Origin of the sequence: Acetobacter fabarum (assembly GCF_040702925.2) — a bacterium.
GTDB lineage: Bacteria > Pseudomonadota > Alphaproteobacteria > Acetobacterales > Acetobacteraceae > Acetobacter > Acetobacter fabarum_B.
In genome coordinates, this window is record NZ_JBFCXX020000011.1 from 24,278 (window position 1) to 37,587 (window position 13,310).

Here is a 13,310-nt window from a genome sequence, read left to right on the forward strand (position 1 = left end):
AGCATGGTGGAGCAGACAAAAACCCGGCTGGTGGCAGGTCCTTTTAACCGCGTGGAAGGGGATCTGGAAGTGCGGCTGGATGTGGTGGGGCATCAGGTGGAGCGGGCTTGGGTGAATGCACCGCTCTTCCGGGGTATAGAGCGGGTGCTGGAAGGCCGCACCCCCATGGATGCACTGGTCATTGCGCCGCGCATCTGTGGCATATGTTCTGTCTCCCAGTCCCATGCGGCGGCGCTGGCATTGGGGGGTGTGATGGGCATGGTGCCAACCCATAACGGCCAGCTTGCGACCAATCTGATTTTGGCGACTGAAAATCTGGCAGATCATCTCACGCATTTTCATCTGTTCTTCATGCCCGATTTTGCCCGTCCGGATTATGAGGGACGGCGCTGGTACGCTCGGGCGTATGAGCGTTTTGCCGCATTACGCGGGAGTGCCGTGCGTGGTATTTTGCAAACGCGGGCTCTGGCACTGCATGTCATGGGTATTCTGGCGGGGCACTGGCCGCACACGCTGGCCATACAGCCCGGTGGTTTGTCCCGCGGGGTGGAAAAGCAGGAATGCACGCGCCTGCTGGGTATTCTGGGGGGTGTACGCGCCGCGCTGGAAGAAAGTCTGTTTGGCACAAGGCTGGAGGATGTTGCCGCCCTGTCCGCTCCGCAGGACCTCCGCCACTGGAGGGATAAACGGAATGGATCGGATTTTGGGCTGTTTTTGCAAATTGCCCAGGACCTTGCCTTACAGCACAGTGGGCGCAGCTACGATCGGTTTTTAAGTTTTGGGGCGTATCCGGGTTTTGAATCTGATCCTCGGCAACGCCACTGGCGCTCAGGTGTTTTTGAATCCGGGGCCGTGCGGGCATTGACTATTCAAGAGGTGCGGGAAGACCACACCTTCAGCCATATGGCGCAGGCCACGCAGCCTTTGCCTCCGTTTGAAGGCACAACCGAACCCCATATGCGCGAGGACGTATCCTATACATGGTGCAAGGCCCCCCGCATGGCGGGGCTGCCGTGTGAGACAGGCGCTCTGGCCCGCCAGCTTATGGCAGGCCAGCCACTGGTTCGTGCACTTGTGGCCGATCATGGCGGGAATGTCCTGTCCCGCGTGGTGGCGCGGCTTGTGGAAGTTGCACGGCTTGTGCCGCTTATGGAGCAGTGGGTCCGCGCCCTGCGTCCGGGTGCGCCATGGTGCCACGCCCAGCCCGGCGCCGTGCCTGATGGGCGCGCCATAGGCATGACAGAGGCCGCGCGTGGCGCCCTTGGTCACTGGCTCTGCGTGGAAAAAGGGCTGATCTCGCGCTATCAGATTATAGCCCCGACAACATGGAACTTTTCACCACGAGACGGGGCCGGGGTGGAAGGCCCGCTTGAATACGCGCTAAGGGGGGCTCCCGTAAAAGAAGGGGAGCAGACCCCGCTTTCCGTGCAGCATATTGTGCGTTCGTTTGACCCGTGCATGGCATGCACCGTGCACTAATGCCCGGGTGCGCAGAGGAAATTTTTGTAACTGGCTTGGTGCAGGGGGTTGGTTTTCGGCCTTTTGTATGGCGTCTTGCGCAAAAGCTGGGGCTGCGGGGGTATGTGAGCAACCGGGGTGATGGCGTGCGTATTGTCGTAGCCGGGCCATCAGAGCGGGTGGAGGCACTGGTGGAAGCGCTCGCAAGTCCACCTCCTCGTGCCCGCATTGCAGCGATCAGCCGCGGCATGGCGCAGGATGAAGGCTGGCAGGATTTTACCATACAGGCCAGCCAGCCCGGTACGGTGCAGGCTGGTATTGTGGCGGATCTGGCAGTGTGCCCCGCCTGCATTGCGGAAATTGCGGATAAAAAAGACCGCCGCTACCAGTACGCTTTTACAAACTGCACAGATTGCGGACCACGTTTTTCCATTGTAACCGGCATTCCGTATGACCGTGCCCGCACGACCATGGCGGCCTTTGCCATGTGCTCCGCCTGTGGGGCCGAATATGCCAACCCGCAGGACAGGCGCTTCCATGCCCAGCCCGTTGCCTGCCCAGTGTGTGGCCCCCGGTTGATGTTTGTCTCCGGGCCAGAGGGGGGCTGCCCGGTTGTGGGGGATGTGGCGCTTGATCAGGCCGTGAGCCGCCTGCTGGCGGGGCAGGTGGTGGCCATAAAGGGGATCGGGGGTTTTCATCTGGCCTGCCTTGCCGGTTCGGAAAGTGCTATTGCGGCACTGCGGGAGCGCAAGAACCGGCCTACCCGTCCGCTTGCAGTCATGGTGCGGGATATGGCTATGGCGGAGGCTTATGCCCATTTCTGTGCTGCGGAGCGTCAGGCGCTGGAGGATGTCTCGGCTCCCGTCGTGCTGGTCCGCCAGCGCAGGGAGCAGGTTTTTGCGCCCAACGTGGCCCCGGGTATGGAGCGGGTCGGGCTGCTTCTGCCCTATACACCGCTGCATGTTGTGCTCATGCAAAAAATTGGCCAGCCGCTGGTCATGAGCAGTGCCAACCGTTCGGGGCAACCGCAGGTTGTGCATAATGCCGAAGCGCTGGAGAACTTACAGGGCATCGCGGATGCATGGCTCATGCACGACCGGCCTATTGCCAGACGGCTGGACGACAGTGTGGTGCGCGTACTGGCCGGGCAGGCACGGGTTTTGCGCCGGGGGCGGGGGCTGGCACCAGAGCCACTGCCACTACCAGCTCTTATGGCAAAATCTCCCCCCGTTCTGGCTATGGGGGGAGATTTGAAAGCCGCGTTCTGTCTGACGCAGGGCGGGCGGGCTCTGCTGTCCCACCATCTGGGGGACATGGCGCAACTGGCTACGGAGCAGGCCATGCTGGCAGCTCTGGCGGATTACAGAGCATTGTTCGGGCAAACGCCCGCCATTGTGGCAGTGGATGCCCACCCCGGTTACCGCAGCCGTGCTGTAGGGCAAAAACTGGCGGAAGATCACGGCTGGCTGCTTGAAACAGTCTGGCACCACCATGCCCATATCGCCGCTACCATGGCCGAGAATGGGTGGGAGCAGGGGCCTGTTCTGGGGTTGGCGCTTGATGGCACAGGCTATGGGCCGGATGGCACCCTATGGGGGTGCGAAATGCTGGTGTGTGATTATGCCCATATGACGCGTCTGGGCCGTTTGGCCACGGTGCCCATGCCGGGAGGAGAAAAAGCCGCGCGCGAACCCTGGCGCATGCTTCTGGCACATCTGGATAACGCTTTGGGGGCGGAGGGGGGCAGCAAAGTGCAGGCACAACTCTGCGCGTTCAGGGACAAGCCGGTGGATGCCCTGCGCTCCATGGTGCGCGCGGGGGTCAATGCTCCCCTGACCAGCTCCGCCGGACGCCTGTTTGATGCCATGGCAGCCTTTGTGGATAGCGCGCCACCCCGTCTGAGTTACGAGGGAGAGGCCGCCATGCAACTGGAGGCTCTGGCCGAAAGGGCGGAAGGGGCCTGTGCGCCTCTGGAATTTGGTTTGCGCCTGTGTGGAGACCTGCTGGAAATAGACCCCGCTCCCATGTGGCGCGCTGCCCTGCACAGGCTGGCGGAAGGGGTTTCTGGTCCTGAACTGGCTTGGGCGTTCCATGCCGGGCTGGCCCATGTTCTGGCCGAAGCCACAGGCCGGCTTGCCCGGCGTACGGGGCTGGGCACGGTGGCGCTGGCGGGCGGGGTTATGCATAACGGCGTGCTTGTGGACCTGCTGGTGCCGCTTTTGCACGCGGCCGGGTTGCGCGTGCTCCTGCCTGCGCATGTGCCCGCGGGGGATGGGGGGCTGGCTGTAGGGCAGGCTGCGGTGGTGGCGTATCGGCGCAGGCAGGCCTGAAATTTTTTAACACACTGGATAAAAGTGGAAAGCTGGCTGCCAATTCTGTCGGCAGGGCTGTGTCCATTGGCGTGTCTGGCCCGGAGCCACCGGCCTTTTTTTGGATGTGGTACACTTCTTGCTTCCTTCCCGTAGGTAATCGCGGACCTGTTCTGGTTCGCCGCCTGAGGAGGACGTCTTCATTGATGGCTGGTCTTGAAACGTTTTATGACGTGATGCGACGGCAGGGCATTACCCGTCGATCGTTTATCAAATACTGCTCGCTAACTGCTGCGGCCCTTGGTCTGGGACCAGAGTTTGTGCCCCAGATTGCCAGTGCGATGGAAACCAAGCCCCGCCTGCCCGTATTGTGGCTGCATGGGCTGGAATGCACCTGCTGCTCGGAAAGTTTTATTCGTTCGGCACATCCGCTGGTCAAGGATGTGGTCCTGTCCATGATCTCGCTGGATTATGATGATACCCTCATGGCTTCCGCCGGGCATCAGGCCGAAGCCATTCTGGACGAGGTCATGGAGAAATACCATGGCAACTACATTCTGGCCGTGGAAGGGAACCCGCCCCTTAACGAAGATGGCATGTACTGCATTATTGGCGGCAAGCCATTTGTGGAACAGCTTAAAAAAGTGGCCAGCGGGGCCAAGGCCATTATCTCGTGGGGGTCATGCGCCTCGTATGGCTGCGTGCAGGCGGCCCGGCCCAACCCCACACAGGCAACCCCCGTCCATAAGGTCATTCTGGACAAGCCCATTATCAAGGTGCCCGGTTGCCCGCCCATTGCCGAGGTCATGACCGGCGTTATTACCTACATGCTCACATTTGACCGCCTGCCCGAACTTGACCGGCAGGGGCGGCCCAAAATGTTCTACTCCCAGCGCATCCACGACAAATGCTACCGCCGCCCTCATTTCGATGCAGGCCAGTATGTGGAAAGCTTTGATGATGAAGGGGCCCGTAAGGGGTACTGCCTGTACAAGGTCGGCTGCAAAGGCCCAACCACCTATAACGCCTGTTCTACCGTGCGGTGGAATGATGGCGTGTCCTTTCCCATCCAGTCCGGTCATGGCTGCATTGGCTGTTCCGAAGATGGGTTCTGGGACAAGGGGTCATGGTACGCAAGGCTTCAGAATGTCGGGGGCTTTGGCATAGAAGCCAGCGCGGACAAGGTGGGCATGGTTGCCGCCGGAGCCGTAGGTGCGGGCCTTGCCGCCCATGCCGCCATAACCGCGCTCAGCCGCGCACGTTACAAAGGGGATGACGCCCAATGACCACGCTTCAGACACCAAACGGTTTTGCGCTTGATAACGGTGGCAAGCGTATTGTGGTGGACCCGCTGACCCGCATCGAAGGGCATATGCGCGTTGAGGTTAATGTGGATGAGCAGAATATCATCCGCAATGCGGTTTCCACCGGCACAATGTGGCGCGGGCTGGAGGTTATTCTGCGTGGGCGCGACCCGCGTGACGCATGGGCTTTTGTGGAGCGGATCTGCGGCGTGTGCACCGGCTGCCATGCTCTGGCCTCCGTGCGGGCGGTCGAAGATGCGCTGGATATTAGCATTCCCACCAACGCCTTCCTTATCCGCCAGATCATGGCCAAGGTTCTGGCATGGCATGACCATGTGGTGCATTTTTACCACCTGCATGCGTTGGACTGGATTAACCCGGTCAATGCTCTGCGCGCGGACCCGCGTGCAACATCCATGCTGCAGCAATCGGTTTCTCCCAACCATGCCAAATCTTCTCCCGGTTATTTCCGCGATGTGCAGAACAGGCTGAAAAAGTTTGTGGAGAGCGGGCAACTCGGCATTTTCAAAAACGGGTACTGGGACAGCAAAGCCTATCTGCTCCCGCCCGAAGCCGACCTTATGGCCGTAACGCACTACCTTGAAGCACTCGATTTTCAAAAAGAAATCGTAAAAATCCATACCATTCTGGGGGGTAAGAACCCGCACCCCAATTACATGGTTGGCGGCGTTCCCTGCGCGATCAATATTGACGGGGATATGGCGGCGGGGGCTCCGCTCAACATGGAGCGCCTGAACTTCATCAAGCAAAAGCTGGATGAGGCTTACGAGTTTTCGCAGAATGTTTATGTGCCGGATGTTATCGCGATTGCCAGCTATTACAAGAACTGGCTCTACGGTGGTGGTCTGGCAAACCATAACCTCATGGATTACGGCGATTACCCAACCGTGCAGGGGGATAAATCCACTGACCGTCTGCCCGGTGGTGTGATCCTGAACGGTAACTGGAACGAAATCCACCCGATTGATGCCCGTGACCCGCAGCAGGTGCAGGAATTTGTAACCCATAGCTGGTACAGCTACGGGCAGGGCCGCGAAGATATTGGTCTGCACCCGTGGGATGGGGTAACCGACCCCCACTACGTTTTGGGGAGCGGCGCCAAAGGGACGCGCACCAATATTGAGGCCGTGGATGAAAACGCCAAATATTCGTGGGTCAAGGCCCCGCGCTGGCGTGGCAATGCGTGCGAGGTCGGGCCTCTGGCGCGCTATATTCTGGCGTATGCAAAAGGCGTGCCTTACGTCAAGGCGCAGGTTGATGATGCTTTGGGGCGCTTCAACGCCATGGCGGGCACCAGCTTTACACCGCAGCAGGCTCTGCCAACCACGATCGGGCGTACGTTAACCCGCGCGCTGGAAGGGCATTACTGTGCCCAGCAGTTGCTGGATGATTACGATGCCCTGATCACGAACATCCGCAATGGTGATCTGGCAACGGCCAACATGTCGCGCTGGGACCCTGCCACATGGCCCAAGGAAGCAAAGGGCGTTGGCCTTGTGGCTGCTCCGCGCGGAGGTCTTGGCCACTGGATCAAAATCAAGGATGGCCGCATCGAAAACTACCAGTGCGTGGTGCCCAGCACATGGAACGCAGGCCCGCGTGATGCCAAGGGCAATATTGGTGCCTTTGAAGCCTCGCTTCTGGGCACGCCCATGGCCAACCCCGAACAGCCGGTGGAAATCCTGCGTACCCTCCACTCGTTTGACCCCTGCATGGCCTGCGCCACGCATGTCATGGCGCCTGATGGGGATGAACTTGCCCGCGTAACCGTGCGCTAAGGGGGATAGCCCGATGGTTCCATCCAAATCAAACATCCTGACCGACGAGGATTTGCAGGGCACAAACCTGCAAGGGCAAAACGCGCGCGCATTGCGTGCGCGCAAGCTCACCACGATTTATGTGTATGAAGCCCCTGTACGGCTCTGGCACTGGGTGACTGTGGCGTCCATCGTTGTGCTGGTTATTACCGGGTATTTTATTGGCTCACCCCCTCCCTCGCTGTCGGGGGAGGCCAGTAACCACTTTCTTATGGGCTGGATCCGTTACCTGCATTTTTCTGCGGCATGGATTTTTGCCGTAGGATTTGCCGGGCGTATCGTATGGACCTTTATGGGTAATATTTACACGCGGGAGCTTTTTTATCTCCCCGTCTGGCGCAGGGATTACTGGAAAGGCCTGCTGGACGAACTACTGGTCTATGCCTTTATTAAAAAACAGGGTGAAAAAACAATCGGGCATAATCCACTTGCCCGCACGGCCCTGTTTTTCTGCTTTACCCTGACCGGCCTGTTCATGATCGTCAGCGGGTTTGCGCTGTATTCTGATGGAACCGGCATTGATAGCTGGGAAGGGAAGGTTTTTGGCTGGGTCATGCCCTGGCTAGGAGGGAGCCTTGGCACGCATTTCCTGCATCACTGGGGCATGTGGATTATTATTCTGTTCGTCATGATCCATGTCTACACCGTCACGCGGGAGGATATTACGTCCCGTCAGACGCTGCTCTCCGCCATGACCAATGGCTACCGTTCTTACAAGGATGACCGCCCTGAATGAGAGGGCCCTGACCACACAATCAGTCATTCTGGAAAGTTAGAGTCCACAAAATCCCACCATCACATTCGCGTGTTGGTGGGATTCTTGTATCCGCCCGGTCGCGTATCTGCCATTCTGGAAGTTGGCATGTTTCTTGCTTTTTCTGGAAAGTGGGAGGAAAGCGAGCTTTTCAGGCTGGTTCGCTGTTTTTCATGCAGGGTAGCAGGAGGCGGTAGACGTGGCGGCAGACGCGGTTCTATATGGCGATGAGCGGAAAATTCTGGTGCTGGGCATCGGGAATATCCTGTGGGCAGATGAGGGGTTTGGTGTTCGGGCTGTCGAGCATCTTGCCGCGCATTACAGTTTTGGCCCGGAAGTACAGATCATGGATGGCGGTACGCAGGGGCTATACCTGCTGCCCGTGCTGGAAGACCTGGAAACCCTGATTATAGTGGACGCCATAGATTTTGGCCTCCCCCCGGCCACCTTGCACCATGTGGAAGGCTCTGCCGTGCCCGCCACAATTGGCGCGCGGAAGATGAGCCTCCACCAGACCGGTTTTCAGGAAGTGCTGGCCTTGCTGGACCTGCGTGGTCATGCGCCACGCGCTATTCATCTGGTAGGCGTACAGCCCGTGACCATGCAGGATTATGGCGGCGGGTTGACCGAGGCAGTCGCCCGGCAGGTGCCCCCCGCAGTGCAGATGGTGCTGGACCTTCTGACGCAGCGTTACGGTGTCAGTCCCATTCCCTTGCAACAGGCACCAGAACCGGGGGCCGGGGTGATGACACAGGCCGTAGCCCGCACGGCTTATGAGCAGGGTCGCCCGTCTGAGGAACTGGCCTGCCGTTATGGTGATGAGCGCGTGCTTGCGCGGAGCGGGGTATAAATCATGTGCCTTGGCATACCCATGAAAGTGCTGCGTTGCGAAGGGAGCATGGCGCTCTGCATGGTGGAACCGCCACCTGGCCAGCAGCACTCCACCCGGCAGGAGCAGGTCGATACCATGCTGGTGCCCGATGTGCAGGAAGGAGATTACCTGCTGGTTTTTATGGGCATGGCGCGTGCGCGTATGGAACCGGAGGAAGCCCGTAAACTGCAGGAAGCCCTTCAGGCCCTTGCCACACTGGCCGCAACGCCAGTGGATGCAGGTGCCGCCCAGCAAATTGTAACCCACGGGTTTGCAGACCTGTGTGACGCGCCACCGCGTCTTCCCCCCCACCTTCAGGCTGCATTCGATGCAGGGCTTACGGAGGCCTGAGTAAAGATGTCCGTTCTAGAACTTCCACTGGTGCAGGGGCTGACAACCCGGCACGGTATGCCTGTCCTGCATACGCTGGAGCAGGCGCAGGCAGGGTATGTGCTGCTGCTGCTGCCCAGCCACGCCAGAATACATCTGGAAACGCCAGATCTTGCGGCCATTCTGCCGGACCTGTTGCAGTTGGGGGTAGCCCATTTGCGGGGCGCGCAACCGCTCGGTGGCGCTGTGGCCGATGCCGCGCTGGAGGCCGAACTGGTGCGGAGTGAGAGCGATCTTTCCCTCCCCGCACTGGTGGTGCTTGAGAACAGGCAGGTCAAGGCCAGTATTGCGCGCATGCGCGACTGGGAGACCTATGTCAGCAGGTTTGGGGCACTTTTTGCACCCTCCACAACAGCAGGCGGGGAGCCGGTGGCATGAGCGCATCTTTTATGTTTCCACCCGCCGGGTTTGGTCCGGGCTCGCAGATCGGGCAGGAGGATGAGGAACTGAACTATCTGGCCATGCCATCGGGCGTTCATGTGTACGAACCCCATGTGCCAGAGATTGATGACCCGGCTACCATGGCGGCAACGCTTGCGTTTCTGGACGACCTGCAAAAACAGGCACAGGCATGGCGGGCGGGAGATGCCCGCATGCTGCCCCGGCACAACCTGAGCCCGGCAGCTGGTGCAGCGGTGCATGATGCTCTGGGGGAGGGGGAAGTCTCCGCCAGACTGGAAGATGCCGCAGGGCTTGTAGAGGTGCAGGAAACGGTTTTTGCGGGCATTTGGGCCCTGCGCGCCTATGGCGGCCCGCAAGGGCAGGATGTGCGTGAACAGGTGGAGGTCTCGGCTTTTCCCAAAGTGCTTCTGGCCCGTGCGTTTCCGCCCAGACGGGCCCGCCCCGATATGACGGCGGGTGTGGCGGACGGGGTTGTGAATGCTCCCGCCATCCTGACCGAACTGTTTGACCGGAGCGAAAACTGGAAGCCCCAGAACAGCCCCCATGTTGTCAACCTGAGCCTGCTGCCTCACACACCGGAGGATATGGCTCTGCTGGAAACCAGTCTGGGTCAGGGGCGGCTGACCATTCTCTCGCGCGGGTATGGTAATTGCCGGATAGAGGCAACAGCAACGCCACATGTCTGGCGGGTGCGCTATTTCAACTCCATGGATACGCTTATTCTGGACACGATAGAGGTTTCCGCCGTACCCGAAGTGGCCTGTGCTGCGGTGGAAGATATCGCGGATTCCGCCACCCGCCTGCGTGAAATATGTGTCGTGCTGCGTGAAGAAGGCGCAAGCCCGCAGGGGGGGCAGGCATGAGCGGCCCCACCCCGCGGTTTGAGGGGTCCTATCTGGGGGACGCTACACGTCTGGCGGATGATGCGGTTATGGAATGCAAGATCTGCTGGAGTGTGTATGATCCCGCAGAAGGGTGCGAGGTATGGCAGGTGCCCCCGCATACACCCTTTTCCAGCCTGCCGGATTACTGGCGCTGCCCTACATGCGATGGCGCAAAAGAGCAGTTTATGGTGGTGTCGGCCTCCCCCGTGTCGTCCATGCCCGCGAGTGGAGCGCCAGTCAGCACCACTGCTCTTACGCAGGAGCCGCCCAGACACACGCCAGACCCCGCCAGCGGCTTTGCCCGTGCGCTGGAAGATGTATTTGCGGATATTTATGCCAGCAAGATGCGTGGCCTGCCGTTTGTAAACGAAGCGCTGAACGTTAAGGCCGTAGGGTTCTGTTCGTTTGAGGGGCAGGTGGTCGGGGTGCTGGTGACGCCGTGGTTCATGAACCTGATTGTGCTCCCCGCTGCGGGTGCAGACTGGTCGGGTGTGGTATCGGGTAGCAAAAAACTGCTGGATTTCCCCTCCGGGTCTTACGAATTTACTGCGGCCCTGCGTGATGGAGGAGTAGAAGCGCTGCCGGGTTACTGGGCCTGCTCGCTGTTTTCGCCCATGTTTAACTTTACCACCATGTTGCAAGCGGTTGATACGGCGCAGGCTGCCGTGCGCGGCTTGCTGGACCCTGCACTCAACCCGCAGGCCAGTGTGGCGCATGCCAGCGCGCCCACCCCGCAGGCCGGGCAACCACCGGCAGAAAAACCGGATATGGGGCGCAGGAACCTTCTGGTCGGCCAGTCAGCCAGAAAGACAGCGGCGCAGGCATGATTGGCACACTTCTCCTGCGTGAGGGGCAGGCCGGGCAGCCCTGGCAGGTGCAGACACATAATGTGGTCGATGCCGGGCTCTTATGTGCTGGTTTGCAGCCGGAACAGGCTCTGGCGTTAGTCGGGCGGGTTTTTGGTCTGTGCCGGGTGGCTCATATGGCGGCCAGTATACGGGCCATGGGTCTGGCCGGAGACGCGGGCCCTGACCCTGTCCGCATGCAGGATGAAATTTTGCAGGATCACGCACTGGCGCTGCTGGTAACGCTTCCCGCGCACCTGAATCTGCCCCCGCAGCGCGGGAGCCTGTGCAGGGTCCTGCAGGACAGGTCGGCAGGGCCCGCTATGGCAAGGGAACTGATCGGTACAAACGCAAGTCTGGCACAAATGAACGCTCAGGCGTTTGAAGCATGGCTTGCAACCGGGCAGACGGAAACAGGCGCGTTTCTGCCAAGGCTGTTCAGGCGCTGCCAAAGCGCGCTGGACGGTGTGGGGGCTGCGGTGGACATGGCGGGGCTAACCCCGCAGGCCGTACAGGCACGGCTTGCGCATGAGGGCGTGCAACCTGTTCCCACCATGGCGTATGATGCCAGTATCTGGCCGGATTATGCGCATTACCCCGTTATGCAGGCTCTGGTTGGAGCGGGAGGGGTAACGCCCTTTGCGCGGCTGGTTGCGCGGTTGCTGGAGTTTCTGGCCTGTCTGGAAGGCCGGGTGGATACCATGTTCGCCCGTGTTGCCCCTTTTATGGCTGGTATGGGGGCTGGGGTCGGGGTGGCGCGGGCCGCGCGTGGCATGCTGGTCCATGCTGTGCAGGTGCGTAACGGGTTGGTGGCAGAGTATCAGATCCTTTCGCCCACGTTCTGGCATATGGCGGAAGGCGGGCTTTTCCGGCAAGCTATCTCCGGGCTGAATCCGGTCTGCACCAAGGTGTCGGTCGAATGTGTTCTGGCCGCACTTAACCCTTGTGTGCCTGTTACGCTGGAGGCAGCGCAACATGCATGAAATGTCCTTATGCGAAAGCCTGCTGGGCGTAATCGAAGAGAGCGCTCGGCAGGAGGGCTTTACAAGGGTCACGTGCGTCAGGGTGGAAGTGGGGCGTTTTGCGGGGGTGGAACTGCCCGCCATGCGCTTTGGCTTTGAGGTTGTGGCGCGCGGCACAGTGGCCGAAGGCGCAAGGCTGGACTTTGTTGATGTGCCCGGTAGCGCATGGTGCTTTGACTGCGGACAGACCGTGGTGCTCGAAAACCGTCTGGACCCATGCCCCCTATGTGGGGGAGTACGTCTGCAACCTTCGGGCGGGACGGAAATAAGGCTGAAAGACATGGAGGTAATCTGATGTGTACAACATGTGGCTGTAGCGGCGATGGCGCAACGTTTGAAGGGGAGAACCACGCTCACCCCCATGGTGCGCACTCCCACCATGACCATGCCCACCCGCATGAACATGAGCATGAACACGCTCACGATCACCCGCACCCGCATGACGGCGCACATGACCATGACAAGGGCAGTCTGGACTATGGCAGCGGTCCCGCCCGCTCGCATGCGCCGGGGCTGTCTCAGGCACGGATGGTGGAAATCGAGCGGAATATCCTTTCCAAAAACGATACCTATGCCGCCGCCAACCGTGCCCGTTTTGCACAGAACGGTAATCTCGCGCTCAACCTGCTGGCAGGTCCGGGGGCTGGCAAAACCACGTTGCTGGTTGAAACGCTTAAAACACTTGCAGGCACCATTGCGTGCTCCGTGATCGAAGGCGACCAGCAGACCAGCAATGATGCAGAGCGTATCCGGGCGACCGGCACACCAGCCATTCAGGTCAATACCGGCAAGGGCTGCCATCTGGATGCCCATATGGTTGGCCATGCCGCCGAACACCTTGGGGTGAGCATGGGCGGTATACTGTTTATCGAAAATGTTGGCAATCTGGTCTGCCCGGCGGCGTTTGACCTTGGGGAAAAACGGCGGATCACGCTGCTGTCCGTAACGGAGGGGGAGGACAAACCCCTTAAATACCCGGATATTTTTGAAAAAGCAGATATAGTCCTGCTGACCAAGATCGACCTTCTGCCTTATCTGGATGTGGATGTTGCAGCGCTGGAAAATAACGTAAAGCGCGTAGCGCCTGCTGCGCGTATCCTGCATGTTTCCACCCGCAACGGGCAGGGCATGCCCCAATGGCTGGACTGGCTGAAAGACGAGCGTCGCGCTTTGCTGGACGCTCTGGCGGCGCAGGCGCAGGCCCGTGCGGACATGCTGCGCGCAGCGGAGTAA

13 protein-coding genes are annotated in these 13,310 nt (G+C 60.0%); all 13 read left to right on the forward strand.

Annotated features, from left to right (window positions below; genetic code table 11):
- The first annotated feature begins 3 nt into the window (after nt 1–3).
- The 13 genes from AB2L51_RS09360 (at nt 4) to hypB (ending at nt 13,310) form a co-directional block, all read left to right on the forward strand.
- Complete coding sequence (locus tag AB2L51_RS09360; RefSeq protein ID WP_395582282.1) at nt 4–1,479, forward strand: nickel-dependent hydrogenase large subunit; 1,476 nt, start codon at nt 4–6, stop codon at nt 1,477–1,479.
- Nucleotides 1,479–3,788, forward strand: coding sequence for a carbamoyltransferase HypF (gene hypF, locus AB2L51_RS09365; protein WP_395582283.1), 2,310 nt, complete (start codon nt 1,479–1,481; stop codon nt 3,786–3,788). Before AB2L51_RS09360 ends, hypF begins: the two co-directional genes overlap by 1 nt.
- A 185-nt stretch (nt 3,789–3,973) precedes the next feature.
- A complete protein-coding gene (locus AB2L51_RS09370) occupies nt 3,974–5,053 on the forward strand; it encodes a hydrogenase small subunit (RefSeq protein WP_166116315.1) in 1,080 nt (359 codons plus the stop codon).
- Nucleotides 5,050–6,870 carry a nickel-dependent hydrogenase large subunit gene (locus AB2L51_RS09375; protein WP_395582284.1) on the forward strand — a complete coding sequence of 607 codons (1,821 nt, stop codon included), beginning with the start codon at nt 5,050–5,052 and terminating at the stop codon, nt 6,868–6,870. The genes AB2L51_RS09370 and AB2L51_RS09375 overlap by 4 nt, the downstream gene beginning before the upstream one ends.
- Before the next feature lie 13 nt (nt 6,871–6,883).
- Nucleotides 6,884–7,645 carry a Ni/Fe-hydrogenase, b-type cytochrome subunit gene (gene cybH / locus AB2L51_RS09380; RefSeq protein ID WP_395582285.1) on the forward strand — a complete coding sequence of 254 codons (762 nt, stop codon included), beginning with the start codon at nt 6,884–6,886 and terminating at the stop codon, nt 7,643–7,645.
- 217 nt (nt 7,646–7,862) lie between these two features.
- Entirely contained in the window at nt 7,863–8,513 is a 651-nt protein-coding gene (locus tag AB2L51_RS09385; protein WP_395582286.1) for a HyaD/HybD family hydrogenase maturation endopeptidase, read from the forward strand.
- A 3-nt stretch (nt 8,514–8,516) separates the two neighbouring features.
- The gene (locus tag AB2L51_RS09390; RefSeq protein WP_395582287.1) at nt 8,517–8,885 is read left to right on the forward strand and encodes a HypC/HybG/HupF family hydrogenase formation chaperone; all 369 of its coding nucleotides are present in this window, start codon (nt 8,517–8,519) and stop codon (nt 8,883–8,885) included.
- Between the two features lie 6 nt (nt 8,886–8,891).
- Nucleotides 8,892–9,302 carry a thioredoxin domain-containing protein gene (locus AB2L51_RS09395; protein ID WP_395582288.1) on the forward strand — a complete coding sequence of 137 codons (411 nt, stop codon included), beginning with the start codon at nt 8,892–8,894 and terminating at the stop codon, nt 9,300–9,302.
- Complete coding sequence (locus AB2L51_RS09400; RefSeq protein ID WP_395582289.1) at nt 9,299–10,189, forward strand: hydrogenase expression/formation protein; 891 nt, start codon at nt 9,299–9,301, stop codon at nt 10,187–10,189. Before AB2L51_RS09395 ends, AB2L51_RS09400 begins: the two co-directional genes overlap by 4 nt.
- Complete coding sequence (gene hybE / locus AB2L51_RS09405) at nt 10,186–11,037, forward strand: [NiFe]-hydrogenase assembly chaperone HybE (protein WP_395582290.1); 852 nt, start codon at nt 10,186–10,188, stop codon at nt 11,035–11,037. Before AB2L51_RS09400 ends, hybE begins: the two co-directional genes overlap by 4 nt.
- Nucleotides 11,034–12,038, forward strand: coding sequence for a nickel-dependent hydrogenase large subunit (locus tag AB2L51_RS09410; protein WP_395582291.1), 1,005 nt, complete (start codon nt 11,034–11,036; stop codon nt 12,036–12,038). The genes hybE and AB2L51_RS09410 overlap by 4 nt, the downstream gene beginning before the upstream one ends.
- Complete coding sequence (gene hypA, locus AB2L51_RS09415) at nt 12,031–12,372, forward strand: hydrogenase maturation nickel metallochaperone HypA (RefSeq protein ID WP_395582292.1); 342 nt, start codon at nt 12,031–12,033, stop codon at nt 12,370–12,372. Before AB2L51_RS09410 ends, hypA begins: the two co-directional genes overlap by 8 nt.
- Complete coding sequence (gene hypB / locus AB2L51_RS09420; RefSeq protein ID WP_395582293.1) at nt 12,372–13,310, forward strand: hydrogenase nickel incorporation protein HypB; 939 nt, start codon at nt 12,372–12,374, stop codon at nt 13,308–13,310. The genes hypA and hypB overlap by 1 nt, the downstream gene beginning before the upstream one ends.

What these genes read in the sequence shown, in the direction of transcription:
- AB2L51_RS09360 (WP_395582282.1), top strand. Translation starts at nt 4, where the DNA reads ATGGTGGAGCAGACAAAAACCCGGCTGGTGGCAGGTCCTTTTAACCGC.
- hypF (WP_395582283.1), top strand. Translation starts at nt 1,479, where the DNA reads ATGCCCGGGTGCGCAGAGGAAATTTTTGTAACTGGCTTGGTGCAGGGG.
- AB2L51_RS09370 (WP_166116315.1), top strand. Translation starts at nt 3,974, where the DNA reads ATGGCTGGTCTTGAAACGTTTTATGACGTGATGCGACGGCAGGGCATT.
- AB2L51_RS09375 (WP_395582284.1), top strand. Translation starts at nt 5,050, where the DNA reads ATGACCACGCTTCAGACACCAAACGGTTTTGCGCTTGATAACGGTGGC.
- cybH (WP_395582285.1), top strand. Translation starts at nt 6,884, where the DNA reads ATGGTTCCATCCAAATCAAACATCCTGACCGACGAGGATTTGCAGGGC.
- AB2L51_RS09390 (WP_395582287.1), top strand. Translation starts at nt 8,517, where the DNA reads ATGTGCCTTGGCATACCCATGAAAGTGCTGCGTTGCGAAGGGAGCATG.
- AB2L51_RS09395 (WP_395582288.1), top strand. Translation starts at nt 8,892, where the DNA reads ATGTCCGTTCTAGAACTTCCACTGGTGCAGGGGCTGACAACCCGGCAC.
- AB2L51_RS09400 (WP_395582289.1), top strand. Translation starts at nt 9,299, where the DNA reads ATGAGCGCATCTTTTATGTTTCCACCCGCCGGGTTTGGTCCGGGCTCG.
- hybE (WP_395582290.1), top strand. Translation starts at nt 10,186, where the DNA reads ATGAGCGGCCCCACCCCGCGGTTTGAGGGGTCCTATCTGGGGGACGCT.
- AB2L51_RS09410 (WP_395582291.1), top strand. Translation starts at nt 11,034, where the DNA reads ATGATTGGCACACTTCTCCTGCGTGAGGGGCAGGCCGGGCAGCCCTGG.
- hypA (WP_395582292.1), top strand. Translation starts at nt 12,031, where the DNA reads ATGCATGAAATGTCCTTATGCGAAAGCCTGCTGGGCGTAATCGAAGAG.
- hypB (WP_395582293.1), top strand. Translation starts at nt 12,372, where the DNA reads ATGTGTACAACATGTGGCTGTAGCGGCGATGGCGCAACGTTTGAAGGG.